This window comes from Bradyrhizobium sp. 23AC (assembly GCF_054863025.1).
The window spans coordinates 1-25,204 of sequence record NZ_JAVAYN010000036.1 but is presented as its reverse complement, the minus strand read 5'-3'; the positions used below and the strand labels follow the sequence as shown (position 1 = coordinate 25,204).

22 protein-coding genes and 1 tRNA gene are annotated in these 25,204 nt (G+C 60.8%); 13 read left to right on the top strand and 10 right to left on the bottom strand.

Features of this window, described 5'->3' with window-relative positions; translation table 11 throughout:
- The first annotated feature begins 206 nt into the window (after window positions 1-206).
- The gene (locus RAD10_RS40175; RefSeq protein ID WP_270162927.1) at window positions 207-3,287 is read left to right on the top strand and encodes an EAL domain-containing protein; all 3,081 of its coding nucleotides are present in this window, start codon (window positions 207-209) and stop codon (window positions 3,285-3,287) included.
- 559 nt (window positions 3,288-3,846) lie between these two features.
- Here RAD10_RS40175 and RAD10_RS40170 read toward each other — a convergent pair.
- The 4 genes from RAD10_RS40170 to RAD10_RS40155 form a co-directional block, all read right to left on the bottom strand.
- Window positions 3,847-5,172, bottom strand: coding sequence for a DUF3422 family protein (locus RAD10_RS40170; protein WP_461621788.1), 1,326 nt, complete (start codon window positions 5,170-5,172; stop codon window positions 3,847-3,849).
- A 96-nt stretch (window positions 5,173-5,268) separates the two neighbouring features.
- Window positions 5,269-5,394, bottom strand: coding sequence for a hypothetical protein (locus RAD10_RS40165; RefSeq protein WP_256374910.1), 126 nt, complete (start codon window positions 5,392-5,394; stop codon window positions 5,269-5,271).
- A 1,259-nt stretch (window positions 5,395-6,653) separates the two neighbouring features.
- The gene (locus RAD10_RS40160; RefSeq protein ID WP_270162925.1) at window positions 6,654-6,962 is read right to left on the bottom strand and encodes an SDR family NAD(P)-dependent oxidoreductase; all 309 of its coding nucleotides are present in this window, start codon (window positions 6,960-6,962) and stop codon (window positions 6,654-6,656) included.
- 39 nt (window positions 6,963-7,001) lie between these two features.
- Window positions 7,002-7,199, bottom strand: a complete 198-nt coding sequence (locus tag RAD10_RS40155) for a Rossmann-fold NAD(P)-binding domain-containing protein (protein ID WP_270162924.1) — start codon at window positions 7,197-7,199, stop codon at window positions 7,002-7,004.
- Between the two features lie 920 nt (window positions 7,200-8,119).
- Between RAD10_RS40155 and RAD10_RS40150 the strand changes: the two genes are divergently transcribed.
- The 3 genes from RAD10_RS40150 to RAD10_RS40140 all read left to right on the top strand — a co-directional run bounded on the left by RAD10_RS40150 (window position 8,120) and on the right by RAD10_RS40140 (window position 9,852).
- A complete protein-coding gene (locus tag RAD10_RS40150) occupies window positions 8,120-8,386 on the top strand; it encodes a hypothetical protein (RefSeq protein ID WP_461621787.1) in 267 nt (88 codons plus the stop codon).
- A gap of 423 nt (window positions 8,387-8,809) precedes the next feature.
- On the top strand, window positions 8,810-9,151 hold the full coding sequence (locus RAD10_RS40145) for a DUF3551 domain-containing protein (RefSeq protein ID WP_270162922.1): 342 nt from the start codon (window positions 8,810-8,812) through the stop codon (window positions 9,149-9,151).
- 248 nt (window positions 9,152-9,399) lie between these two features.
- Window positions 9,400-9,852, top strand: coding sequence for an acyl-CoA dehydrogenase family protein (locus tag RAD10_RS40140; RefSeq protein ID WP_270162921.1), 453 nt, complete (start codon window positions 9,400-9,402; stop codon window positions 9,850-9,852).
- A 26-nt stretch (window positions 9,853-9,878) separates the two neighbouring features.
- Here RAD10_RS40140 and RAD10_RS40135 read toward each other — a convergent pair whose 3' ends face one another.
- A complete protein-coding gene (locus RAD10_RS40135) occupies window positions 9,879-10,682 on the bottom strand; it encodes an IclR family transcriptional regulator (RefSeq protein ID WP_270162920.1) in 804 nt (267 codons plus the stop codon).
- 206 nt (window positions 10,683-10,888) lie between these two features.
- On the opposite strand from RAD10_RS40135, the gene RAD10_RS40130 reads away from it, so the two are divergent.
- The 7 genes from RAD10_RS40130 to RAD10_RS40100 all read left to right on the top strand — a co-directional run bounded on the left by RAD10_RS40130 (window position 10,889) and on the right by RAD10_RS40100 (window position 19,672).
- Window positions 10,889-12,049, top strand: a complete 1,161-nt coding sequence (locus tag RAD10_RS40130; protein ID WP_461621786.1) for an aminotransferase class V-fold PLP-dependent enzyme — start codon at window positions 10,889-10,891, stop codon at window positions 12,047-12,049.
- A 214-nt stretch (window positions 12,050-12,263) separates the two neighbouring features.
- On the top strand, window positions 12,264-13,055 hold the full coding sequence (locus RAD10_RS40125) for an amino acid ABC transporter permease (protein WP_270172929.1): 792 nt from the start codon (window positions 12,264-12,266) through the stop codon (window positions 13,053-13,055).
- Entirely contained in the window at window positions 13,052-13,747 is a 696-nt protein-coding gene (locus RAD10_RS40120; RefSeq protein WP_270162917.1) for an amino acid ABC transporter permease, read from the top strand. The genes RAD10_RS40125 and RAD10_RS40120 overlap by 4 nt, the downstream gene beginning before the upstream one ends.
- 48 nt (window positions 13,748-13,795) lie before the next feature.
- Window positions 13,796-14,563 carry an amino acid ABC transporter ATP-binding protein gene (locus RAD10_RS40115; RefSeq protein WP_270162916.1) on the top strand — a complete coding sequence of 256 codons (768 nt, stop codon included), beginning with the start codon at window positions 13,796-13,798 and terminating at the stop codon, window positions 14,561-14,563.
- An 80-nt stretch (window positions 14,564-14,643) separates the two neighbouring features.
- A complete protein-coding gene (locus tag RAD10_RS40110; protein WP_270162915.1) occupies window positions 14,644-15,537 on the top strand; it encodes an amino acid ABC transporter substrate-binding protein in 894 nt (297 codons plus the stop codon).
- Window positions 15,538-15,693: 156 nt separating this feature from the next.
- Entirely contained in the window at window positions 15,694-17,016 is a 1,323-nt protein-coding gene (locus RAD10_RS40105) for an amidohydrolase family protein (protein ID WP_270162914.1), read from the top strand.
- A 1,084-nt stretch (window positions 17,017-18,100) separates the two neighbouring features.
- Complete coding sequence (locus RAD10_RS40100) at window positions 18,101-19,672, top strand: S10 family peptidase (protein ID WP_270162913.1); 1,572 nt, start codon at window positions 18,101-18,103, stop codon at window positions 19,670-19,672.
- Between the two features lie 707 nt (window positions 19,673-20,379).
- Here the strand turns inward: RAD10_RS40100 and RAD10_RS40095 are convergent.
- The 3 genes from RAD10_RS40095 to RAD10_RS40085 all read right to left on the bottom strand — a co-directional run bounded on the left by RAD10_RS40095 (window position 20,380) and on the right by RAD10_RS40085 (window position 22,634).
- Window positions 20,380-20,454 (bottom strand) — tRNA-Val (locus RAD10_RS40095).
- Window positions 20,455-20,614: 160 nt separating this feature from the next.
- Complete coding sequence (locus RAD10_RS40090; RefSeq protein ID WP_461621785.1) at window positions 20,615-21,907, bottom strand: hypothetical protein; 1,293 nt, start codon at window positions 21,905-21,907, stop codon at window positions 20,615-20,617.
- 121 nt (window positions 21,908-22,028) lie between these two features.
- Entirely contained in the window at window positions 22,029-22,634 is a 606-nt protein-coding gene (locus RAD10_RS40085) for a DUF1134 domain-containing protein (protein WP_018322430.1), read from the bottom strand.
- A 139-nt stretch (window positions 22,635-22,773) separates the two neighbouring features.
- Here RAD10_RS40085 and RAD10_RS40080 point away from each other — a divergent pair, with 139 nt between their 5' ends.
- Window positions 22,774-23,259, top strand: a complete 486-nt coding sequence (locus RAD10_RS40080; protein WP_461621784.1) for a YHS domain-containing (seleno)protein — start codon at window positions 22,774-22,776, stop codon at window positions 23,257-23,259.
- 6 nt (window positions 23,260-23,265) lie between these two features.
- On the opposite strand, the gene RAD10_RS40075 is transcribed toward RAD10_RS40080, so the two are convergent.
- Complete coding sequence (locus tag RAD10_RS40075; protein WP_461621795.1) at window positions 23,266-24,087, bottom strand: 3'(2'),5'-bisphosphate nucleotidase CysQ family protein; 822 nt, start codon at window positions 24,085-24,087, stop codon at window positions 23,266-23,268.
- A gap of 191 nt (window positions 24,088-24,278) precedes the next feature.
- Here RAD10_RS40075 and chpT point away from each other — a divergent pair, with 191 nt between their 5' ends.
- Window positions 24,279-24,932 carry a histidine phosphotransferase ChpT gene (gene chpT, locus RAD10_RS40070; protein ID WP_026202749.1) on the top strand — a complete coding sequence of 218 codons (654 nt, stop codon included), beginning with the start codon at window positions 24,279-24,281 and terminating at the stop codon, window positions 24,930-24,932.
- On the opposite strand, the gene RAD10_RS40065 is transcribed toward chpT, so the two are convergent.
- The coding region (locus tag RAD10_RS40065) for a hypothetical protein (protein ID WP_461621783.1) at window positions 24,919-25,204 on the bottom strand (286 nt) is incomplete at its 5' end. The genes chpT and RAD10_RS40065 overlap by 14 nt on opposite strands.

The following is a 25,204-nucleotide window of genomic DNA, read 5'->3' as shown; positions in this document are numbered from 1 at the left end:
CATGCCTCGCGCGAAGTAGACCGAGCCCGTCGCTTTAAGCCATGTCACTGAGAGAGCAGTGCGGTGGCGGAAGCGGTTGGCGACCGGCGGCGCCTGAAGGTTAATTCTTCGCAATTGCAGCAGCGCCGTTAATGCCCGAGACACCAAGCACCTTTACGTGTCCTTCGCCTCTCTGTCCTAGCTTTGGAACGGCTGGGGCAATCTAAATGGGCATATTCGCGCGATTCCGTACCGCCTTCTCCGTGGGCGATCTGACCGACCCGCTGGGTCGTTCTCTCCTCGTGGAGCAGTTCCGTGTGCTCCGACAGCAGGTGCCGGTTCTCTACGCCGTGCTGCTCGTCGACAGTATCAGCGTAGGGCTGGTCCTCCCGACCACGGTGTCGCCATGGCTGAGATTCGCGTTGCCGGCCGCTCTCCTTGCGATCTGTCTCGTCCGGCTGGTTCAGTGGATACGCCTGAGGCGGAGCGATTTCACGCCGGAGGAGGCGTACCGTGAGCTCGTCAGAACCCGCTTGGTGGCGGTGGTGCTCAACGCGGGCTTCGTGTTCTGGATCCTGGCGCTGTTTGGAGTTGTCGAGCCGAGCCTGCGCGCGCCTGTCGCGTTGCTCGTGTTCATGGGATGTATCGGCACCGCTTACTGCCTCGGCAGCTTCCCGCCGGCGTCGCGGCTGACGATGATCATCGCCGGTGCGCCGATCGCGACCGTGCTGCTCTTCTCCGGAGACGGGATGATGATCTCGCTCGGGATCAATCTGCTGCTGTTGCTCGTCCTGCTCGGTCGGATGATCAGCACGAACTTCCGGTCCTTCGTTCAACTGGTGGAGACCCATAGCCGACTGACCGAAGAAGGCGATCGTGCAAGGGTTGCAGAGCAGACCGCCACAGCTCTCGCCGAGCGGTTCGACAGAGCGCTCAACAACATGTCTCAGGGCCTTTGCTTCTTTGACGACGATCAGTGCCTGATCGTCTGCAATCGGCAGTATCTGGAAGTCTACGACCTCGATCCGGAAATCGTCCGGCCAGGCATGAAGTTGAACGATATTGTCGATCTCCGATATTCGGTCGGCAGCGCACCGAAGATGTCCAAGCAGGAATATCTGGTCTGGCGCAACAGCGCCGCGGTGATTGCCAAGAATTCGGATACGACCGTCGAGCTGACGAACGGGCGCATCGTGCGCATCCGGCATAGGCCGATGCAGGGCAACGGCTGGGTCGCCACCCACGAAGACATCACGGAGCGTCACCGGACCGAAATGGCTCTTGCGGAAGCCAAGGCCGCGGCCGAGCAGGCCGAAGCGACCGCGCGGGCCGCCCACACTCACCTGAGGGAAGCGCTCGACGTCGTGCCTGAAGGCCTCGCCATTTTCGGCAAGGACGATCGGCTGGTTCTTTGGAATAGGCAGTACACGGAATTCTACGCTGCCAGCCGGGACGCCCTCGCGGCGGGAGCTCCGTTCGAAGGCATCCTCCGCGCCGGTTTGGCCGCCGGACAGTACCCCGAAGCTGCGGGACGCGAGGAAGAGTGGCTCGCAGAGCGCATGGCCCGACATGCATTGCCCCGGCACTCTCATGAGCAGCATCTCGCCGGCGATCGATGGGTGCGCGTCGAGGAAAGACGGACGGCGGATGGGGGTAGCATAGGCGTTCGGATCGATATCACCGACCTCAAGCGGCGTGAGGCGTCGTTCCGGCTTCTTTTCGAAGAAAATCCGCTTCCGATGTGGGTGTCGGAGGCGAAGACGCGGCAAGTGATCGCGGTGAACGGGGCGATGTGCCGCCACTACGGCTTTTCCCGCAAAGCTCTCCTCAGCATGTTCGAGCCGCAGCTTGAGTGCGGAGATCCCGAGAGCGAAAGTCGTGATTTCGAGCTGCACCGGACGGCCAACGGCGAGGTGATCCAGGTCGTGATCGAGTCTCGGCCGCTCATCTACGAAGGCCGCGCCGCGCACGTTTCGGTCGCATTCGACGTGACCGATCGGAATCGGACGCAAGAGAAGATCAGCTATCTCGCTTGCCACGACGCGCTCACCGAATTGCCGAACAGGGCGGCGCTGGATCAGCACCTCATCGACGCGATCGAGCGGGCGCGCGCCAGTGACGATGGGTTTGCGGTGCTCTGTATCGACCTCGATCACTTCAAGGAGATCAACGATCTGTTCGGCCATGCCGTCGGCGACGCCGTGCTGCGGGAGGCCTCAAGGCGCCTGCAGGAAGCCGCGCAAGGATCCTACGTTGCCCGTGTCGGCGGCGACGAGTTCATCGGCATCACTGATGAATTGCCGTTGCCGGCCAGCGCGGAACTGCTCGCCACCAGGATGCGTGCCCAATTCGAACATCCAATCGAAGTCGACGGCCACGCCCTGCAGATAGATCTCTGCGTCGGAGTGGCCCTGTATCCGAGAGACGCTGACAATGCCGTCTTCCTGCTGGCGAACGCCGATGCCGCGCTCTATCGCGCGAAGCACGAAGGCAGGGGAGCGATCCGCCTGTTCACGAGCGCCATGGACCAGCAGTTGCGGGACCGCCGCGCCCTGGAGCACGATTTGCGGGTGGCTGTGGAGCGCGGCGAGCTCTATCTGGAGTACCAGCCGCAACAGGACCGCCACGGTATCCTCAAGGCCTATGAGGCCCTCGTACGCTGGCGCCATCCGGTGCGCGGAATCATTGCCCCTGGGGAGTTCATTCCGGTCGCGGAGAAGAGCGGCTCGATCGCGCAGATCGATGACTGGGTTCTCATGGAGGCCTGCATGGAAGCGGCGTCGTGGCACCAGCCCTTGAGGGTGGCGGTCAACGTCTCGGCCGCACAGTTCCGCCGAGAAAATCTGGATGCCCACGTTCGCAAAGCACTGCGCGAGAGCGGGCTACCGGCTTCGCGCCTTGAGCTAGAGATTACTGAAGGCGTACTGATCGAGGACATTGCGCGCGCCAAAAGGACGATGCAGTCGCTCAAGGCTCTCGGGATCCATATCGCGCTCGACGATTTCGGAACTGGATACTCGTCGTTGTCCTATTTGGAGGCGTTTCCCCTCGACCGCATCAAGATCGACCGCTCCTTCGTCGCGGCGCTTGGCGAGAGCGAGCGGTCGCTGGCCATCGTTCGAGCCGTGATCGGCCTGGCCCACGGGCTTGGCGTGCCGGTGCTTGCCGAGGGTATCGAGACCGATGCTCAGATGTCGCTGCTACTCCAGGAGGGGTGCGACGAGATGCAGGGGTACTTGATAGGGCGGCCACGGAGCCTCGAGTCTGCCCCGCAAAGTAACAGGGTTCCTATTCGAGCGGCTTCTTGACCACCGGCGCTCCGCTCCGCGCGCGCGGGGAAGTCCGAGAGGAAGATCCCGCTCGAATCTGGTTCGTCAGCGGCCATGGCCGCTAGTTGCTGTTCTTGATGAAGCTTCATCGAAAACCTTGTTGTCCTCACCTGGTCCGGAAAATCGGTCAGTTCCGGTGGCAAGACATTGGCCAACCTCGAAACTGCAGTCTTTGCGGCGATCGAAGCGCTTCCCGAGCCGGTCCGCCTCGGCTTCGCGAAGTTCGCCGCATCGATTGCGGCCAGTTCGCCGGCGGGGCTCTGGCGAATGTCCGGGCACCGGCGGTCCTGCACGCCCTGCGCAACCACTTCTTTGACGCTCGAGTCTCTTCCGAATAGTGGTTTCTGGGCTAGCTTAACTCAGTCGAACCGCCGCGGTACGGACTCGTGTATGCCAAGTGGTGTGGGAAGGCGGGCATCGCGAGACGTCCCCTATCCCGGTCAATCAAAGCACAAATTGCGGGCTAACCAGTGGGAGCTTTTGCGGCAGCGTCGCACCACGACTATGCGAGCTAACGCACTGCTTTCCTCAAGGAGCTTTAGTCGCAAGCCACCGAGGGCGCGTTGTCGTGCTTGAGGTGTCGCTTCCGGATGTTGTAACTCACCAGCCAGATCACGCCGACCGCGATCGGCACGAAGGCTGCGGTTAGGAACGAGGGCTCTACACGCAGTCCGACATCGTGCGCGCCCTTCGCCAGATAGCTAAACAGGCTGACCACGTAATATCCGATCGCCCCGACCGATAATCCTTCGACCGTGCACTGCAGCCGAAGTTGCTGCCTCGCGCGCTCGTTGATAGCGTGCAAGAGGTCACGATGCTGTCGTTCAATTTCGACGTCGACACGTGTTCGCAACAGATCGGCGACACGCGCCAGCTTGACCGACAGACTTGCCTGACGATCCTCCACGGTCGCGCAGGTGCGCATCGCAGGCGCCATCCGGCGCGCCAGAAACGACGACCAGGTCGGATAGCCCGCCACATCGTTGCCTTCAATGATGGACAGCCGCGATTGGACAAGCTCGTTATAGGCCCTGCTGGCGCCGAAGCGAAACAGGCTACCGGTCGCACCTCTTTCGAAGGAGGCGGCCAACGCCGTCAGTTCGGCAAGCAGGTGGTTGTTGAATTTCAGTCCCTCTGCGCCTTGCATTTCTTCGAGCGTCTCAACAAGACGCCGATCGATACGATCGACAGACGGCGCAAGCTCGAGGGCCGCCGACAGACCAAGCAGCGCCAACGGGCGGTAGGTTTCGATTTCCAGGAGCCGTTGCACCAGCGCTCCGAGATCGTGCGACGTCAACCCGAGGTCGCAGACGAGGATTTTCGTGAAGCCTTTTTCGTCCACGCGGAAGTCTGAGGCGGCAACGCCTGCACCATTCCTTGTGGCAACCATGGCCAGGCTATTCTTGTCAAAAATCTGTTCGGCGCGCTTAGTCGGCGAGGGGTCCTGCTCCACTTCTAACCTGATCGCGACCAGCAATTGTCCGGACTGCCGCAACGCGCGGATCAGCGATCGGACGGCATCATCAACTTTGTCGAATTGGTGAGCGGCAGGACCACTTGCGTTAGGCCAGAACCAGGTGAATGTTGTAAATTCCGAATGCTGCTCCCGGCGTAGCGTAGCAGGCCCGATGACAATCTGATGATGTTTCGCCGATTGCCCAGGCGGCGGAAGATTGCGGTCCAGGCAGAAATCGATAAAACGACAGCGATCGCTTACGGCCGCCTCGCCCTGCGCAAGAAAAGCGAAGTGAATCACGCTGAATGGCGAAACAAGGCGCGTGAAAGGGCGCGCGTGCACTTCGTCGAGCACAGCGTCGCGTTGCGGATGGGGGTTGAAGGTTCGCAGATCAAGTTCATCGATCATGTATTCACGACTCGCTTCAGAGTGAGCAAGCAACCGTCAGCCTTGACGCTCGAGGCATTGGCGGTGCTGGAAAACGGGTGCGCGGCAAGGCGCCGATCAAGTCACGTTGACGATCGATACCGAGGTCGCCTTCGGCTCGACAAAGAGATCTTGCGGGAGCAGGATCAGGCCGAGCAGATTGAGCCGGAACAGCCTGATCCCGCTTTCGACTGACGCCGTCAAAGACGTCTGCGGGGTACGGTCCGGCGTCTAGGGCGAAATGCCGGTATTGTGGATCAATGCTTCTAGCGGTACGCCAGCAAGCCGTTCCCCGACCTTGGGGGTGGCGTGCGACACCGTCCGACGAATGCCTAGATCGACGTGGGCATGGTTGTCTGCCTCCGAAACCCATGGACATCGCCCGCCACCGGAGGATTGCCGCGTGCAAGCGAAGATACGCCGGCCATCTTCTGAAAACAGGTTTCCGGTGGCATGACCGATGCCGCGCGAGGCCGTGGCAAGCAGGAGCGTCTTCCGTTCTCCCAGCGCGGTGCAGACAGGCGACCTCCGGTGCGGCAACCGCATTATCGATTGACAGATCGATGCCCAAGCGCGACTCCATCTTGTTGCTGCCGCCTAACTTCCTGGCGCGGAGAGCCGGTGCAGAATCTGGGCCAGCACTGTTGAAGGGCCTCGCGCGCGTCTTTTTTGGCGCAATGTGGTTTTCGAAGACAGTCGGAGGCGGGTTTCAGACATGAAGCGCGGTTGTATTCTGACAAAATGCGTACGTGAGGCAGGCCACAGGGAATTGCCTGTTCCGCAAGATGTTGCCTCGCCGGCCGCTGCCATTGTCTCAGCGGCCACGCTAAGGTCGGATTTGTCGATCCAGAGGCCGGAGGGTGACCGCGCCCGGACCCGCGGGGCAAGGCTTAGCGATGGGCTCATAACGTCACATCGAGCGAGCTCGCCTGGATCACGCACGCAGAGCGCTCGCCGTCCTCGTCTTTGAAGCGACACTCGGAGCAGCACGAGCGTCGCGGCTCGACCGATTGTCGCAGGGAGGCAGATACGTGGCGATCGTTGTGAGTGATCGACCAAATAGCGGCGGATCACAGATGCGGCCGACAACTCGAGTCATCGGACGTATTGCTCGAGTGCGGTCGCGGAACCTTGGATCCGTCTGTCGCCATGAGGCTGAGAGCCAATCTCCGTCGAATTGGCTTGCCGGATTTTGCGCGACTCGCTTGTGTATCGGCGCGGCGTCCCGACGCCGATCGGCTGATCCATACTACATTAGTCGAGTGTCACGCTTTAAGACGATCACGGCGTATTTCTCGCCGTCCTCGATCCAGGACGCAGAAGCGCGCAGCTCCGGATCCTAAAGCGAGCAAAACGGACATTCTGCTGTGCCGTCGTGGCAGGTACCGCCTGTTGCAGAACCAGACTGTCGGGTCGGCGGGGATTCTTTCCCCCACGACGAATGTCGTCGTCTCGCCCCAGCCTTAAAGCATCGGTTCGAATTGGCAGTGCACGAGCATTTCGGAGACCGAGGCATTGTTCGGCGGCATGAGCGCGGTTTCCACCAGGCGGGCGATGTCGGCCGGCTGGCTCATCTCATGGCGAGGGATCTCGTCGTCGTTCAGCGTCATGTCAGTGGCGACGTAGCCCGGGCAGATCACCGTCGCCCGAATGCCGGCCGCGCGTCCTTCCCGTTGAATGCCGTGGGTGAGTGCAACCGCGGCGAACTTGGTCATGGCGCAGCCGACGTTGCTTCCCACGCGCTTTCCGGCGAGGGATCCCAGATTGATCACCCGGCCATGACCGCAGACGGCCAAATGAGGGAGGGCGGCTCAGACGGGGCGCAGGGGACCCTTGACGTTTACGCGCCACATTTCATCCAGCTCGTTCTCGCCCTCGTCGGAGACTCGGACCTTCGGATTGATACCAGCTGCGTTGACGATGGCGTCGATTCCGCCCCTGCGCGCGACCGTTGCGTTGACCCAGGAGATAGGACTTTTGGCGCCTTCGGCATCATAGCGGTGCGTCATGAGCCTCGCGCTCTCGGCGAGGCGCCCGCGGGTCGCGAAGCCCCGCCGATACGCGGAAGCCCGAGGCCAGGAGCTGGTCGACGGCGGCGCGTCCGATGCCGCGCGAAGCCCCTGAGGCCATGACGATCCGATTGCCGACTTCCAACATCCTGGTCCGTCTCCCATGGGCGAGCGAAGACCAACACAAAATGTAAGGGGATATGCGCGACGATGAGTAAGTGAAATTCACTCTGCCTGCATCGGGCGAGCTTATGGCTCCCGCGTCCGACGGCTTTGCGTCTTATCACCGAAGACCTTGTAAGCCCCATGCGGTACATTGCGAACATTCAAGCCGACTGCACCTGTAGGAATCGACACCTGCTTTCCATCGGGCAGTTCGATCGTGCCCCCCCTCAAGATAGTAGTAAGATTCATCACCATGATGGATGTGCAGCGTTGCCGTCTCTCCGGGCTTTACCTCACTAATGCTCGTGATCACCTCAATGTTCGTTCCGGTTAGGTCGCCCCGCTTCAATTCCTTCCGATACGGCGAATCTTCGGCGTTTGCTGCGATCGCGGATTACGAGCCTCGAAGCAAGGGCACAAGACTGTAAGACAGGTGGAAATCTCTCCCGGACGTCGCGCCCCGTTCTTGGCGGAAACACCATCGGCTTGCGTTAAGCTTCTTGAACGGCAAACCTAGGAAACAACGTGTTTTTGGTCTAGGATTGTTGCCACCGGGGCCGGACTGCATTGTTTCACGATGAGCGCTTTGTACCCGAGGGCCACCGGCAATAATTGTTGTCGACAGGCTTTTCAAGGAGAAGCGGCGGATGCTGGTTGGGGTTCCCTATCTGGCGATTGGCGTCTGCGTCATTGTTGCAGGTTGGCTTGTGATGAACTGGCTCATCTAGCGGGCTGAAGTGCGCAAGGGGGCGTCAATGCATGACTGGAAGAGCGAGCTCGATGCGCTTGTCGAGGAAACCACGGCGTTGGCCAGATCGCTGAAGGTGGAGATCGAACGGCCGCGGCGTCAGCCGAAGGAGGTCGTCGAGCAGGGTGCCCCCGGCGTCCCCGGCTATGGCAGCAGCGAACGTGATGAGATCAGGAAGCGGATCGAGAGTTTCAAAGCGCATCAAAAGCGCTTTATGCGCGAGCGCGAGGAATATGCCGATTCGCTGCTGCGCCGGATCAGGCCGATCACCTAGAAGAGCTCGTTCAACCTTTCATGAGCCCCGCCAGGTCCCTTGGGTCGTGCAGCTCTAGCGCTACGCGATCTACGGCAGGCCTGAGAGACGGTGAATTTCCGCTTCGGTCATTTGATAAGCTCACGGTAGGGCTTGCCGCCGATCCGAACCGGCTCATTCCGGAGCGCGAGAGTTCTCAAGCTCGAGTGATCCTTTGCCCCAGGGATTTTTCTGCCGCGCATGCACCCCTCACCGCGCTGGAAAGATGCGTTCCTCTTCTACAAATAGCAGGAATGCTGCTCCAGGGAGCGCCGTCACGCTCGAGCTTCTTTCGCAGGCATTCGCCGGACGGGCTGCGACCGGCCATTTGCCATTGACTAAGATCAAAACATCAAATGAGAATCCTCTATCCTTCAGCAAGACTTAACGGAGGCTAATGGTCTCATGTGCAACCTTCTGTTTATCGGCGTGCTTGCACTTCCCATCCTTGTCGGCTTGGGATCGCCTTCAATTGCCGCTCAGCGGGGGCGGTCGTACGTCCCCCCGGCTCGGCAGGACATTTATTGCCTGCAGGGGCGTACCTGGGGCTATCCGGGCAATTGCCAGTTCTCGACCTATGACCAGTGCATGGCCACTGCATCCGGCACCTACGCCTATTGCGGTATGAATCCGATCTACGCGTTCCAGCGACAGGCAGGACAATTGCGCTCATGTGCGATCGTCAAGCATGATCGAGACATTCCTCTGAGTATTGTTCATATAGATGGAGGTTCCGTGCAAGGTTGACGGACGTTGGGCTGATTGGACGTCCCCGTGCGACCGCCATCGCGATGCTATCTCTTCAGGTGCATCAAAACACTAAGCAACAACGAATGGGACGCAGTGGCTCATCGGCGTCAGGCGCAGGCGGGAAGGCGTGGCCCGCGGCGCCTTGAGCGCGGCGGTCGCGCACACCACGAGCTTCGTGCATAAGGACCGGAACAAGAGCCTTTCCGATTGCCAGGCGATCCGGCAGGAACTCCGGCGCCGCCAAGGTGCTGGTCGAGACGCTGCGGCCTGGCGCAACGAACTCGCGGGCCGGCTCGACGCGCTTGTGGCGCGCCGGCAAGCTGCAGAGCGAGATCCCGATTCCGCTGACCGAGTTCAAGGTGCACGCCGCCGAGGTTGCCAACAAGCTCGCGGCCACGGCGCTGACCGTGACCGGCGGTTATGGCTACCATCGCGGTCCGATCGAGCGCTCCTACCGGGACGCGCGCGGCCATCGCAATGGGGCCATCCAACGTGATCGCGCGGGACTGGATCGGCAAGGCGCTGGTCGGCCTACCGCTGGAGCTGTTTTACGAAGGCGGCGGGTAGCGGTCCGCTGGGCAGGAGAAGTCGCGGCTCCTTGCACCGCGTGGGCCGATTGCTCGCTAAACGCGAGTCCAAACTTCTCTTGCGTTATCGTTGCTGTTATCATTTCGGATAAACGATCGAAGCTCCTGTGATGAAGCGATTCGCAAGAGAAGTCGTTTTAGGGGAATGTATCCTCGAGTGTTTCTTCCTCACTGTCCGTCTGAAGGATGGTTTGCGACAGGAGTACGGAGGCTTTTTGAAGTAGAGGAATGAAGCGATCAAGCTCTGCGAAGCTGACTCGCGCCACAGGCACCGATACGCCAAGGCAGGCTATCAGCTCTCGGTCCGGGGAAACGATGGGTACCGCGCAGCCGACGACACCCTTCACGTACTCCTCATTGCTCTTGGCCCAACCGTGTCGGCGTGTTTCCTCGAGAAGTCTCAGGAGCGTGTCGCAATCCACGACCGTGTTATCAGTGTACTGTGTCAGAGCGAGTGAGCGACATAACTTCTCACGTGCTCTCTCGGGTAACCGGCTCATGTAAATTTTTCCAGTCGAGGTGCAGTGAAGTGGAGCAGCCTCGCCAGGATTGAATTGAAGCCCTTGTGGTTGGGAGACACGTACGCTGTCGACGTAAGCAACGACGTTGTCGCGCACGACCCCGATTTCGCACTGTTCGCCGATCTCGCCGGCAACCGCGCGGAGTACCGCGTGCCGCCGCGCCGTGCGAAAGGCCGCGCCGATCACTTTGGCGGACAGCGTGACCAACTGATTTCCCACCACGTAGCGCTTCGATCCGAGAGCCTTCTGAAGGAGGCCGCGTTCTTCCAAATTTCCGACAAGCCGATGGGCCGTCGGAATCGGCAACGAAAGAGCGTTAGCGATCTCCGCGACCGAAACAGCCTTCGTCTGATTGGCAACGTAACCCACGATGGCGAATGCCCGGTCGAGAGGCCCAACCGTCTTTTCTTGCTCCGTCATAAAAATCTCCCTTAGTACAAATTATCAATTTTCGGAGTAAATGCTACTGAAATATGAAAAATAATTTGGACGTGTCGCGCAATTGCCCATAACGTTGGCGTTGCCGCGTTCTGATCGGAATTTGTGCATTGCACAGGCTGAGTTTGGGCGGCGGCTGAGCCGTGAATTGGAGCGGTGCTGGCGAAGTGCTCGAAAGGGAGATGGGGATGTCTCGTCATTACGACGTGGAGGCTGTGCGCAGGGAGTTCCCGGTAGCCGAAAGGATGGTCTACCTCGACTCCGGTTTTCAGGCGCCCCTCGCGCGTCCCGTAATGGCGGCGATCGAAACCTTTCTTCGTGAGGGCTTGGAGACGGCCGGACCGAAAAGCGTATGGCTCGATCGGGTCGAGCAAACACGTGCCAAGGTCGCCCGTTTCCTTGGGGTGTCGGCCGACGAAATTGCCTTCACGAAGAACACGTCGGAAAGCATGAACATCGCGGCGAACGCGCTGCCTCTGCGAGCCGGCGACAGCGTTTTGATGATCCATGGGGATCATCCAAACAACGCATATGCATTCCTCAATTTGAAGAAGAAGGGCGTCGAGGTCGACTTCCTTCCGATGACGGACGTCGTAAACGCCGACACTGTCCTTCCGCACATCGACGAGAAGACCCGCGCGATCTCGCTCTCGCACGTCACCTTCCACGCCGGACATCGCTTCGACATCGAGAGCATCGGCGCTCTTTGCGCGGAGAAGAAGCTCTACTTCGTCGTAGACGTCATGCAGGCAATTGGGGTTGTTCCAATCGATGCGAAGGCCATCCGGGCAAGCTTCGTTGGCTCCGGGAGTCACAAGGGATTGCTCGTCCCTCAAGGTCTCGGATTGCTCTACTGGGACAAGACCCTGAAGGAACTGGAGCCTGCCTATCTTGCCGCTGCGAGTTTGGCGGAGATTCCTCACGACCTTATCGCTCGTCCCGACCGCCTGACGCCATCGCCCAGCGCGCGACGCTTCGAGCTGGGAAACTTCAACCTTCCTGCAATTCACGCGCTCGGAGCCTCGCTCGATATGATCGAGCAGATCGGCGTGAAGAACATTCAGAACCATTGCTTCGATCTGGGCGATCATCTCATCGCCCAACTGGACGAACTCGACCTCGGTCTCGTCGGTCCGCGTCAGCGGCAACATCGCTCGCCCCACATCTACGTCGTTGGTCTGCCCGCGACAGAGTGGCTCAGCTACTTCGAAGAGAATGGGGTGCGTGTTTCCCCCGAGCGCGACGGCATCCGTGTATCGTTCGGCATGTTCAACACCGTCGCCGATGTGGATCGTCTGGTGCATCTCATCCGCGGACGCGAGTCAAACAAGTCATTCAGGGCCGCTTAGGGTTTGGCATGGGAGCGGTTCGAGAAAACGCACGCGAAGCAGACAGCAGCCCGATCCCGCCCAAGGGCGAGCATCACGCCATTCTGCTCACCGGCGTGCTGAAGGAGAGGATCGCGCATTCAAGTGACGCGGTCGATTAGTACCGGCACAACGCGCACGACGACCGACCATGCGGGGCATGGTCGTCGTGCACACCGCAATCGTGAGGCTCGCGATGTTCGGAGTTCTTCTTGAAAAGACCATGGACGGCCAGCGGTACATTGACTGGCTTCTTTCGGGTCTTGGTTGGACGTTGGCGCTTGCCTTCTTCGGTTGGTGGATTGCGTTCGCAGTCGGAATCGTCGTCGGCATAGGTCGAACCGTGCGGAACCCCTTCTTAGGGGCCTTAGCTCGATTGTACGTGGAGATCTTCCGGAACATTCCCGTTCTCGTCCAAATGTTTCTCTGGTACTTCGTCCTGCCCGAGCTTCTTCCGAGTGCTATGGGTGACTGGATAAAGCAAATACCTCCGCCCTGGGGATCTTTCTTTCCGGCCTTGTGGTGTCTGAGCCTGTACACCGCTGCGCGCATCGCAGAACAGGTTCGGGCAGGCATTGAAGCCTTGCCTAAGGGCCAAGCCGAAGCGGGTGCCGCACTTGGCCTAAGCGGATATCTGACCTATCGCCATATCATTCTGCCGCAGGCTCTGCGCCTCATCGTGCCAAGCCTGACAAGCGAGGTGATGGGCATCTACAAGAACACGTCCGTTGCTTTGACAATCGGCTTGATGGAACTGACCGCTCAGGCGCGCCAAATTAGCGACGCTACGTTCCAAACCTTCACTGCATTCGGTGCCGCCACGCTCATCTATCTTGCTTTGGCTCTGATCGCCTACCAGACGATGATGCTCATCGACAAATCGGTGCGCATTCCCGGTACCGCACTGGGCAAGGAAGCCGTGGGGTCAGATTTTGACGATGTGAAGCTGAAAAGCCCTCTGCCTGACAGTATGGAGGTCGTGAAATGAACAGTCTCGATTTCTCCATTGTCGCGCAGGCATGGCCCTATCTATGGCCAGGATTGCTGTTCTCGCTTTCCTTGACAGCAGCCGCCTTCCTGGTTGGAATGTTTCTTGGAACGCTCTTCGCTCTCCTGCAGCACTTTGAGCTCCGCATTCTGAGCCAACTTGTCCGTAGCTACGTCGCCCTGATGCGATCGATTCCGCTCATTCTCGTGCTGTTTTGGTTCTTCTTCTTGGTGCCCATCGTTCTGGGGCACCTGTCAGGCAATGGTCGTCCGATTCCAGTCGGTGCCACCTATACGGCGTTCATCACCTTCGGCTTGTTCGAGGCCGCCTACTATTCGGAAATCATCCGCGTCGGGTTGCGCGCGGTGAACAAAGGACAATTCGAGGCCTGCCAGGCTCTCGCCTTGTCGACATTCGATACGTATCGCCACGTCGTCCTTCCGCAGGTGTTTCGGGTCGCCAGTCCGATCATACTGAGCCAGACCATCATTCTGTTTCAGGATACGTCCCTCGTTTACGTCCTATCGCTCACCGATCTCCTTGGTGCGGCATCGAAGCTTGCACAGCTCAATGGTCGCCTCGTCGAGATGTACCTCGCAGTGGCTGTTGTTTATCTCATCATAAGCTCCGCCGCGTCCCAATTGGTCGCCTCGCTCCGCAAGAGGTACGCGATCGCGGGCACCGACCGATAATCAATCGATGGCCCGTCATTCCTTTGGGTCTACAACCTGGAGACCAGCATGCAGCAAGAGCGCGCAGTTAGCCCAGCCGACCAATTTCCGATGGTTGTCGTCGAGCGCCTCGTCAAGCGGTTCGGCAGCTTCAATGCCCTAAGCGACATCAACCTCAACGTCGCAAAAGGAGAAAAGATCGTGCTCTGCGGGCCGTCGGGGTCGGGGAAGTCGACCCTGATCCGCTGCATCATTCATATCGAAAAGCACGATTCCGGCCGAATAGTCGTCGATGGGATCGAACTGACGGATCGGATCCGCGATATCAACAGCATTCGCTGTGAAGTCGGCATGGTCTTTCAGAGCTTCAACCTGTTTCCGCATCTCTCGGTAGTCGAAAATTGCATGTTGGCTCCGATGAAAGTCAGGGGTCTTGCTCAGTCTGAAGCACGTGAGCGGGCTATGGTGTTGCTGAGGAAGGTCCGGATTCACGATCAGGCCAAGAAGTATCCCGCGCAATTATCGGGCGGTCAGCAGCAGCGTGTCGCTATAGCTCGCGCCCTGTGCATGCAGCCCAAGATCATGCTGTTCGACGAGCCGACTTCTGCCCTCGACCCGGAAATGGTCAAGGAGGTGCTCGAAACCATGGTTGAGCTCGCGCAGGACGGGATGACGATGGTCTGCGTTACGCACGAAATGGGCTTTGCGCGGGAAGTTGCGGATCGTGTGGTCTTCATGGATCGCGGCTCAATCGTGGAAGAGGGCGATCCGACCACCTTCTTTCGCGCGCCGAACACGCAACGTGCGAAGGTCTTCCTCAATCAGATCATTCACTGAGGTCGCCGCTGCGAGGTCCGAGTCGCCCTAAAACCAATAAGGCGCAAAAGGCGCGTCTCACTCGAACGAGAGGCATTTCCATGTCTAAAATGTTTGCACTGTTTTCCGCGACCGCGATCACCGTGTTTTTGGTCTCCGCGGCCCATGCGGGTCCAACGCTCGACACAATCAAATCGAAAAGAGTGATCACCATTGGCTATCGCGAGGCTTCGATACCCTTCTCGTATCTCGGCGCTGACCAGAAGCCTGTTGGTTTCTCCCTGGACCTGTGCGCGCATGTCGTCGATCGTCTGAAATCTGATCTCGGCACTCCAGACCTTCAGACAAAGCTTGCGCCGGTCAACTCATCGAACCGAATCCCGCTTATTCAGAACGGTACCATCGACATCGAATGTGGCGGCACTGCCAGCAGCAAGCAGCGTCTGGAACAGGTTTCCTTCAGTGTTTCAACTTTCGCCAGTCAAACGGCTTGGCTCGCAAAGGCGGCGAGCGGGTTCAAGACGCCGAAAGATCTGAAGGGAAAGACTGTTGTCGTAACGCAGGGTTCCGATGCTCTCGGCATTGTCAAGGGCATTTCGCAAGATGACGGTCTCAATCTTACTATCGCTCAAGCCAAAGACCATGCGGAATCGTTACTGCTACTCGCGACCGGCCGTGCAGCGGCGTGGGTGGAAGCTGACATTCTCTTGGCCGGTATGAAGGCCGATTATTCGAACCCGGCCGACCTCATCTTTCTGAAAGCTAACTACGGTACCATTTATTATTACGGTCTGATGTTCTCGAAGGGTGATCCCGACTTCAAAAAGATAGTCGACGACGTTCTTTCCAAACTCATGGCTTCCGGCGAGTTCACAAAGATCTACGACAAATGGTTCATGGCTCCGATCCCGCCGAAAAACATCAATCTCAACTTCCCAATGACCGATGCGCTAAAAGAGCGCGTTGCCCATCCTAGTGATGTCGTCAATTATTGATCCTGCCAGCGGCGGCTGAAGGCCCCGCCGCGATAGGATGTCAACACTAGACTTACAGCATGTGCTTGCTCGTGATCGCCAATGCGGACGCAGGCAGCTGGCTTTACCCAAAAGGAGCCCAAAATGAGAGGTAGAACTGCGGTTGGCTGGGACGCAATGACGGACTCCGATCGACAAATCGCACAATGGGTCGAGGAGACGCCATTTGTGGACACCCATGAGCATCTGATCGAGGAAAGTCAGCGTCTTTCCGGCGCGATTCATCCGCGAACATTGCCATGCGACGACTGGGCCTATCTATTCAGGTCCTATGCTGCCGAGGACCTGGTGGTTGCAGGTCTGCCACCAGCCGACCTGCGAAGGTTTCTCGGGCCGGATCTCGCGAGCCAGGAAAAATATCGGCTGATCGCCCCCTATTGGGACCGCATCCGCCACACGGGTTACGCCCAGGCTCTGCGCCATACATTTCGCGGCGTTTACGGCGAAGATGATCTGACAGCCGAGAGCCTGCCTCGCATCGCCGAGAAATATCGTGAAACCGTTCAGCCCGGCTTTTACGCACGCATTCTGGGCCTCGCGAACATCGAGGGCTGCCACGTCAATTCGCTGCAGCGCATCTTTATGGAGACCGAGCAGCCAGGGCTACTCGACCACGATATAAGCATTCTTCAGTTGTGCCGGTGTAGCGCTGCTGACTTTGCGTGGGTGGAAGCCGAGACAGGCAAACGCCCGACGACGCTCGATGAGTGGCTTGAGGTCATCGACTTCTATTTCGCAACATACGGCGCCAAAGCCGTGGCTGTAAAATCGCAAATTGCCTATTCGCGCGCTCTCGATTTCGAGCCGGTCACCAAAGCCCATGCGTCAAGGTTATTTCCCCACCATGCCGACAGAGTCGGCGCGTTGCACGCCCTCGGTCCTGAGGATCTCAAGGCGCTGCAAGATTATCTATTCCGCTATTGCGTCGGCAAGGCTGGCGAGTGCGGCTTGCCGGTCAAACTGCATACCGGCGTTTTGGCTGGTTTCGGCGTGATGCAACTCGGTCGTACCCACAGCAATGCCGCAGACGTCTGCCGTCTGTTGCAGGACTTTCCAGAAACCCGATTCGTTCTAATGCACATCGGCTATCCATACGAGCACGAATTTATCGCGCTGGCCAAACATTACCCTAACGCCGCGATCGACATGTGCTGGGCATGGATTATCAATCCGGTGGCGGGCGTTCGTTTTCTGAAAGAGTTTCTGATGGCGGTCCCGTCCAACAAGATCTTCACCTTCGGTGGCGACTATGTCGCTGTCGAGCCAATTTATGGCCATGCGTTCGTAGCGCGCCGTGGAATCGCGCAGGCGCTCTCGCAATTGGTCGCCGAGGGCTGGATCGCGCTTGAGGACACCCGTGACCTGATTGAGCAGATCATGCGCGGCAACGCACGTCGTTTCTTTCGGAAAGAGTATCGAGAGGATGCCGCACGTCCGTGAACGCCGACATAGATGCGGGGCATTTTGTCAACCGACTCGAAAATATTGCATGCCGAATGATATGTGCACGGCCAGCGTCACCAATTGACCTGAGCATTACTCGTCAGAGGAGCCGGATGGGAGAAAGCTGACCGTCCGGATCTGTGAGGGGGGCACGTCGAGCGGTCGATGCCTCGCCCCTATAATGATCAGATTGCGACGTGCAACTGATCCCTTCGCTAGCCGATCTCGTCATGAAGCGTAGAGCGCATGAGAGGCGTCTAAGCCGTCAACCTCGCGTCTGCGTTGTCCGATTCCTGGCGATCTATGATGAACCTCGATTTGATTGTCAGCGGACAATCGAGATCGTGCATCGGCGTAGTTGGCGCACCCGACACGATTCGGACGTGTGGCCTTCGCCCTCGGAGGACGCGAGAAGGCGCCGAAATACACCGACTTCCCTCGCTTACCACAACCGCGATGCCGGCATCCGCAGCGCGCTGGAATTGACGGTCCGTGAGCTGGGCCAGCTTCGCCGCCGATTCAAAACGCTACTGTCCTCCGGCGAAACAGGGCCCTGCGGCTGCGGCAATCCTGCTTGTCCAACTTTCATGCCCACCGACGCAGCAGCTCGCGAGATGGACCGGGCGCGCGATCGTGTGCTTGCCGCTTTCCAACGGCCGTATCCCTCCTTCAAGGTCGTCCTCGAATGATGTCGCCTCGGCTTCAGTCAAGTTGCGGTGAGGTGCAATCAAGTGGGGCCACATTTTGACCTGCAGCGAAAGACTGCGACGGATAATCGAAGCCGGTATGTTTGACGGGGAGATCGGCCGGTGACGGCGCGCGAACTCGTTGAAATGCCGGAAGCCGAATGGGGTAGGCTTTGTGCCATTGCGCAGGCGGCCCGTGCCCTCAGGAACAGAGGTCACTACTAGACTTAGCAGGTTCGTTGTTCCCGACTCTTAGCTAACTGAAGAGAGCCGTTAGGCAGATGCGCCTAGTGCACCATAAGCCAGAACCACGACAGTCCGGCCTGTCCCGCAACCTTAAACCATCGCAATCGGCCCCTGACAGAAAGGTGCGGCCGGACCGGGGAGAAAACTCTATGCTGTTCGATTTAAGCGCGCTGCGCCACATCCCTCTCGCGCTGGCCCTACTTGCGTGCACCGTGATGGGGAGCGCCCGCGCCGACGATCCGCCGCCGCGTCCCGACGCCCCGACGCCGGTCGGCCAGAAGGGCGGGTCCGGCGCGCGCAGCGCCAGCGCGCCGACTTCCCCATCGGGGGCCGAGCAGCATCGCCTGCCGCCGGATTCCACCACCAAACAGACGCTGGAGCTGCCCGGGCGGACGCTTCGTTTCATCGCGACTGCGGGCTCGATCCACCTGTTCGACCACAAGGGCGAGCCGCAGGCCGACATCGCCTACACCTCCTATCAGCTCGACGGCACAGATCGCGCCACGCGTCCGGTGACGTTCCTCTTCAACGGCGGCCCCGGGTCATCCTCTGCTTGGCTGCAGTTCGGCAATGCCGGGCCATGGCGGCTGCCGATCGATGCGGAAACCGTCACAGCGTCCGCCTCGCCCGAGGTCAGGCCCAACGCCGAGACGTGGCTCGATTTCACCGACCTCGTGTTCATCGATCCTGTCGGTACCGGCTATAGCCGTTTCGTGGCGACGGGCGAAGATGTGCGCAGGCGGTTCTATTCGGTCGATGGTGACGCCAGTTCAATCGCGCTTGTGATCCGCCGCTGGCTCGAGAAGCACGAGCGGCTCTCCTCGCCGAAATACGTCGCGGGCGAAAGCTATGGCGGCATTCGCGGACCGAAGGTTGTGCGCAATCTGCAGATGGAGCAGGGCGTCGGCGTGAAGGGCCTGATCCTGCTCTCGCCGCTGTTCGACTACCGAGAGTTCACAAGCACGAGCCTTCTGGGACTTGTCGCATCGCTGCCAAGCTATGTCGCGGTGGCCCGCGAAGCCAAGGGCGAGGACAGGGGGGCGGTCAAACGCGCCGATCTCGCCGATGTCGAAGCTTACGCGCGTGGCGAATTTTTGGCCGACCTCATCAAGGGCCAAGCAGACAAGGAGGCCACCAACCGTCTCGCCGACAAGGTCGCCGCTTTGACCGGCATTGACAAGGCCGTAAGCCGACGGCTCGCCGGGCGCTTTGACCGCGGCGAATTCCGCCGCGAGTTCGACCGCAAGAGCGGCAAGGTGACCGGCGGTTATGACGCCTCGGTGCGCGGCCTCGATCCCTATCCGGACTTGGATAGCTCCCGCTTCGGCGATCCCTCGGGCGATGCGCTCGCGGCGCCGTTGAGCAGTGCCGCCGTCGATGTCCTGACGCGCAAGCTCAACTGGCGGCCGGACGGCTCGTATGAACTGCTCAATCGCGCGGTCACACGAGCCTGGGATTTCGGCCACCAGAGCCTACCGGAGTCGCGTTCAGAGCTGCGCGAGATCCTTGCCACGGACGCGACGATGAACGTGATGGTCGGGCACGGCCTGTTCGATATTGTTACGCCCTATTTCGGCTCGAAGCTGGCGCTCGATCAGTTGCCGCCCTTTGGGTCGGCGCCGCGGGTCAAATTCGCGGTCTATCCGGGCGGGCACATGTTCTATTCACGCGACGCCTCGCGCCAGGCCTTTCGTGCCGAGGTCGAAGCGATGATGAAGTAGGGCGTGTAAAAGGCGGCGGCGCTTGAACATCTGCGCGCTGTTGGTGCCAAAGCCTGAGCCTGGTCACCGCGAATTGGTGCCGGAGATCGCGGGGCCGCAAGGGGCTTCCCGACAGGCTGGCAGTCGACCCGTTCGCGGACGACGTCGCCGCGCGCTACGGCGTGAAGCTGAACGGCAAAACCCGCGCGGGTAACGGGATCATCGAGGAGAAGCGAGTGCCAAGGCGTCCACGCGCGAGCAAGATGCACAGATAAGTAGGAATGCCAGGCCCGCGGCTCGGCGCTGTCCACTGCTGAAAACGAATTGCGGATTAAGCCAATCTCCAACTCTTAGGCTCAGGAACCGGCGAACGTCCCCGCGGATGCTGTAGTCGATGGTTTTCCAGTTGGCATGCGGGCGCAGGCGCTGATGCAGCTCGTTGAGTAGGGCTGATTTGGACTAGCCTCTTATCGATGATCTCTGCGCTCACGCGTCTGACCGCTCAATTTCGCGAGCGGATGCAAGTGCAGCCTGGGAACGACTTACCGCGTCGGCGAGCTTTTCGATCTCGTCTCGAAGCGCGGCGATTTGGCCCTCAATAGAAGATATCCGGAATACAGACTGAGCGATTTTTGCCCAAGGCGCGTTGTGCCCCCGCTGTGCCCCTACTTTTTCGGGGCACACTTCGAGGGAACAAGATCTCTAACTTACTGATTAAAGGGGCTAAATGGTGGGCGCACAAGGGATCGAACCTTGGACCTCTCCCGTGTGAAGGGAACGCTCTCCCGCTGAGCTATGCGCCCGGGACCATCATGCAGACGGCCGGACCTGTTCGGCCGGCCGGCGCATCGGAGCCCGCGATTTAGAAGTGCGGGCTTGAGGTGTCAAGTTTCCAGGCGCCGCGGGGGCGGAAAACCTTGGCCTGGTCGCGCAATTCGCAAGGAAGGCGGGATTTCGGGCCGCTTACGCGCCCTGCTGGCGGGCGCGGGAGGCGTGGGCCTGCAGCGCCCGGATGCGCTCGGCCAGCGTTCCGCCGCCTTCGGGCAGGCTCGGCGCGCCATTGGTCGCGGCGTCGTTGGCCGGGCGCGGCGCCGGCTTCGGCGGCTGGCCGGCCTCGGCCGCCAGCAGCGCCTCGATCGGCGAGTTCGGGCCCTCGAGCTGCATCGCGAGTTTTGCCACTTCGGCGGCGATGTCGTTGATGCGCTCGCGGAGCAGCGCATTCTCCATGCGCTCGGTCGCCCAGGAGCTTTCCGCCTGCTGCTGGATCGCGTTGATGTCGCGCTGGAGTTTGGCGCGCTCGTCGCGGGCGGTGCGCAGCTGCTCTTCCAGCGCCGTCTTTTCCGCGCGCAACGCTTCCACGGCGGCCGAGGACTTGCCGCCGCTCAAGGCGGCGATCTCGACCCGCAGCTCCTTGACGGTGCGTTCGGCACCTTCATTGGCCTGGCGGAGCTGGTTGTTCTCATAGTCGCGCTCGGCGAGCAGCTTGCCCTGCGTGGCGAGCCGTCCTTCGAGGTCGGCGACGCGGCCCGACAGCATCTCGGCTTCCTTCACCTGTCCGATCAGCTGGCGATCGAGCTCGGTGACGCGCTGGCTCAGATTCTCGACCCGGCCGCGGGCATCGCCGAGCTCGCGCGAGGCGGTCTCGGATTCGGTCCGCTCCTGCGCGAGGCGCGCTTGCGTCGCGGCAAATTCCTTCTCGGCATCGCCGACGCGGTTCTTCAATTCCTCGATCTGGGCACGCACCGCGACCAGCTCAACCTGGCGGCTCTCCGCCATCATCGAGCGGTCGGACAGTTCGGAGTTGATCTTGGCGAGCTCGTTCTGCTTGTCGGTCAGCGCGTTCTCGGCGGCGCGCAAGGCTTCGGTCTTGGCGTTGAACTCCTCTTCGGTGGCGCGGAGCTGTTCCTTCACCGCCTTTTCGCGCGCCTCCAGCGCGAAGATCGTGGCGTTCTTCTCGCCAAGCTCGATCTTCATGCGGTTGATGGCGTCGCTCTTCTTGCCGAGCTCGGCGAGCTGGCTCGTGGTCTTGTTCTTGAGCTGATCGACGCTCATCTCGAGCCGCCGCGCCGACATGGCGAATTCGGCGCGGAGCTGGTCCTTGTCGGCCTGGATCTCGGCCATCGACAGCGGCGTTGCGGCCTCCAACCGGCGCGTGGTCAGGCGCACGGCGCGGTTATGCACCAGCGGCACGATCGCGAGCCCGCACAGCATCGACAGCAGGAAACCGATCGCCAGGTACATGATCGGTTCGACCATGGGGCAGAACTCCCAAGCTTAAGGAAAAATTCACCAACGACCATGCCATGGCGGCCCGGCAAAAAGCCAGCCCCGGCCTGTCGTTAACCTTGATCCGTAAGCCCGATGGGAGAGGAAAACCCTAGAATGGGTTCCAGGTCGCACGCGGCGTGTATTTGAGATAGCCGATATTGGCGCCTAGCCTGAGGCCGAGCCCGGAGCGGATCGGCACCAGCACGATGTTGTTGGCGGTGAGCGCCGTCATGCCGAAGCCGCCGATTATGTAGGCCGAGCCGTCGAGGCCGGCGAAGCGTTGGTAGATCGCGTTGGTGGCGGGCAGGTTATAGACCAGCGTCATGGTGCGCGCGCCGTCGCCGCCCCAGTCGAAACCGAGCGAGGGGCCCTGCCAGTAGACGCGCAAGTCGCCGGCGTTCTTGGTGTAGAGCGTGCCTTCGCCATAGCGCAGGCCGGCGACGAACGCGCCGGAACCTTCCTCACCCAGGATATAGCCGTTGGGCAGGCCCCATTGGCTGATCGCCTTCTCGATGATCGAGGCGAGCCCGCGCGAGACGTTGCCGAAGAAACGGTGGCCGGCGCCGACGAGCTCGTCCGGCCCGTAGGTGCTGGGCGTCGGGGTCCGCTGCGGCGGCGGCAGATTGGGCGGCGGCGCCTGCTGGGCGGAGGCCGGCACGATCCAGCCGACCATCGCGGCAAGCGCGAGCGCAGCAAGGCGTGATGCGAAAGTCATAAAAGAACCCCTGGTACCGAAACCGGTCGCTTCCTTAACCTGACGCCAACAGGCGAGGCTCTAGGTTGCGCCCGATGTCCCCTCGACTCGGATGTTATCCGCAGCAACTATGACGGCACAACGGCAGGAAGATAGCCCTTTGCGCCCCGGAATTGCCTTGATCGGCCTCCTCGTTTGCGTGCTGCCGGGCATATGGCTCACCGGCCCGATCAGCTCGGCCGGGGCCGCCACCACCGAGCGGGTCGTGGTCAACCGCTTCACCGGCGTCGCCATCGAAGGGTTCGACCCCGTCGCCTATTTCGTCGCGGGGGCGGCCATGCGGGGCACGGCGGAGTTCGAGGCGAACCTATGGGGCGCGGTCTGGCGCTTCCGCAACGAGGGCAACCGCGCCTCCTTCCTGGCCCATCCCGAGATCTATGGGCCGCAATTCGGCGGCTACGACCCCGCCGACATCGCCCGCGGGGTGACCGTCGCCGGCAATCCCCGTTTCTTCGCGATCGTGGCGCAGCGGCTCTATCTGTTCAGCCGGGAAGCCAATCGCGACGCCTTCGCCGCCAATCCCGAGCGGTTCCTCTATGAGGTGGGCAAGCGCTGGCCCGCCCTTCAGGACAAGCTCGGTCAGTAGCAGCCTTCAGAGTCTTGCCGCCTGCGGGTCGCCCCAGGCGATGAACTCCGGGATGATGAAGCCGCTGGTGTGCCGCTCGCCGAAGCGGAGCTCGCCGCCCTTGCCGTCGGTCACCCTGCCGCCGGCCGCGGTTACGACCGCAGAGCCGGCCCCGACGTCCCATTCACAAGTGGGTCCGAAGCGGGGGTAGATGTCGGCGCTGCCTTCCGCGATCCGGCCGAATTTCACGGCCGAGCCGACCGTCCGCCTGACGGCGTTGGGCCTGTTATCGATGAACGCTTCGCTCCTGGGATCGCCATGCGAGCGGCTCACCGCTGCGATCCAGGGCTCGCCTTGCGCCGGCAGCTTGCGGGTGTGGATCGGCTGGGCCGCACCGATGGTAGCGCCGTCAAAGCTCACGCGCTCGGCGCCGCGGCCGACGATGCCGCGCCAGAGCAAGCCGAGCGCAGGCGCACTGACGATGCCCAGCAGCGGCACGCCTGATGTCACCAAAGCGAGGTTGACGGTGAACTCGTCGCGACCGGCGACGAACTCCTTGGTGCCGTCGAGCGGGTCGATCAGGAAGAAGCTGCCATCAAACGATGGCGAGGCGAGCTCGGTCCGCTCTTCCGAGAGGGTCGGAACGTCGCCCGCAAGCTGGGCCAGGCCGTCCGCGATGATATGGTCGGCGGCAAGATCCGCCTCGGTTACCGGCGAGCCGTCCTGCTTGCCGTCGATCCGCATCGCCGCGCGGTTGACGCCGAGGATCGCCTCGCCCGCCTTCACCACCAGCGCGGTGAGCGGCTCCATCAACCTGGATGCGGCCTCGGCGTCGATGATCCTCACCAGTGTGCCTCATTCGTCAGCAACTCTCGTCCCCCTCAGTTGATTCGCCCGCAGCGCTTTATGGCCGCTTCGAACCTATCGCAAGCTAGCTGCCACGGGCTGGCGAATGTTAGAACCCGCAGCATCCGTCAAGCATGCGTGATTCGCGGCGTCCAGCGCCGTGCAATTTCAGGAACCCTCCAGGACCCCTTTAAATGTCTGACGCCTCGTCGCCCGCGACCGCTACTGCTCCCGATATGCTCGAACTCGCAGCGCTCCTGTGCTCGCGGGTCTGCCACGATCTCATCAGCCCCGTCGGCGCCATCGTCAACGGGCTCGAAGTGCTCGACGATGATCCCAAGCCGGAAGACCGCGAATTCGCGCTCGACCTGATTCGCAAGAGCGCCAAGACCGCCTCCGCCCGGCTCCAGTTCTGCCGTCTCGCCTTCGGCGCCGCCGGCTCCTCCGGCGCGCAGATCGATCTCGGCGATGCCCAGACCATGGCGCGCGGCCACATCGAGGACGGCAAGTGCTCGATCACCTGGAATCTGCCGCGGCTCCTGCTGCCGAAGAATCGCGTCAAGCTGCTGCTCAACATGCTGGTCGTGTCCCAGCACACGATCCCGCGCGGCGGCATGCTGACGATCGACCCGATCGGCGAGGGCGAAACGATGAGCTTTCGCATCACCGCGACCGGACATAATGCGCGCCTGCCGCAGAACATCTCCGAGCTGCTGAGCGGCGAGCGCGGCCCTGCCGCGGACGCGCATGCGATCCAGCCTTATTATACGCGGCTGCTGGCGCAGGCCTGCGGGCTCACCGTGACGCTCAAGCCGGAAGGCGAAGCCATCATCATTACCGCTTCGTAAACGCGCGCAGCGCGCTCGGCATCTTAATCAAATCTTTACGAGGCGCTTCGGCTTGTCCGGAGCGCCTTATCTCTTTGTTGGTTCCGTTCTTTTGCACATACTCAACCAATATTAAACGCTTTGCGGTGAAGCTGGCCCCATTCCGAATAGGCGCATCACAATTCGTGCGTGCCCGCCCTGTATGAAGGCCTGTTTTCATGGATGATCTGTTGCGGGAGTTTTTGACGGAGACCAGCGAGAGCCTGGACACCGTCGACAACCAGTTGGTGAAG

Excerpts from the sequence above, each read along its gene's own strand:
- RAD10_RS40175 (WP_270162927.1), top strand. The coding sequence starts at position 207 with ATGGGCATATTCGCGCGATTCCGTACCGCCTTCTCCGTGGGCGATCTG.
- RAD10_RS40170 (WP_461621788.1), bottom strand. The coding sequence starts at position 5,172 with ATGATCGATGAACTTGATCTGCGAACCTTCAACCCCCATCCGCAACGC.
- RAD10_RS40155 (WP_270162924.1), bottom strand. The coding sequence starts at position 7,199 with ATGACGCACCGCTATGATGCCGAAGGCGCCAAAAGTCCTATCTCCTGG.
- RAD10_RS40150 (WP_461621787.1), top strand. The coding sequence starts at position 8,120 with ATGCATGACTGGAAGAGCGAGCTCGATGCGCTTGTCGAGGAAACCACG.
- RAD10_RS40145 (WP_270162922.1), top strand. The coding sequence starts at position 8,810 with ATGTGCAACCTTCTGTTTATCGGCGTGCTTGCACTTCCCATCCTTGTC.
- RAD10_RS40135 (WP_270162920.1), bottom strand. The coding sequence starts at position 10,682 with ATGACGGAGCAAGAAAAGACGGTTGGGCCTCTCGACCGGGCATTCGCC.
- RAD10_RS40130 (WP_461621786.1), top strand. The coding sequence starts at position 10,889 with ATGTCTCGTCATTACGACGTGGAGGCTGTGCGCAGGGAGTTCCCGGTA.
- RAD10_RS40125 (WP_270172929.1), top strand. The coding sequence starts at position 12,264 with ATGTTCGGAGTTCTTCTTGAAAAGACCATGGACGGCCAGCGGTACATT.
- RAD10_RS40120 (WP_270162917.1), top strand. The coding sequence starts at position 13,052 with ATGAACAGTCTCGATTTCTCCATTGTCGCGCAGGCATGGCCCTATCTA.
- RAD10_RS40115 (WP_270162916.1), top strand. The coding sequence starts at position 13,796 with ATGCAGCAAGAGCGCGCAGTTAGCCCAGCCGACCAATTTCCGATGGTT.
- RAD10_RS40110 (WP_270162915.1), top strand. The coding sequence starts at position 14,644 with ATGTCTAAAATGTTTGCACTGTTTTCCGCGACCGCGATCACCGTGTTT.
- RAD10_RS40105 (WP_270162914.1), top strand. The coding sequence starts at position 15,694 with ATGACGGACTCCGATCGACAAATCGCACAATGGGTCGAGGAGACGCCA.
- RAD10_RS40100 (WP_270162913.1), top strand. The coding sequence starts at position 18,101 with ATGCTGTTCGATTTAAGCGCGCTGCGCCACATCCCTCTCGCGCTGGCC.
- RAD10_RS40090 (WP_461621785.1), bottom strand. The coding sequence starts at position 21,907 with ATGGTCGAACCGATCATGTACCTGGCGATCGGTTTCCTGCTGTCGATG.
- RAD10_RS40085 (WP_018322430.1), bottom strand. The coding sequence starts at position 22,634 with ATGACTTTCGCATCACGCCTTGCTGCGCTCGCGCTTGCCGCGATGGTC.
- chpT (WP_026202749.1), top strand. The coding sequence starts at position 24,279 with ATGTCTGACGCCTCGTCGCCCGCGACCGCTACTGCTCCCGATATGCTC.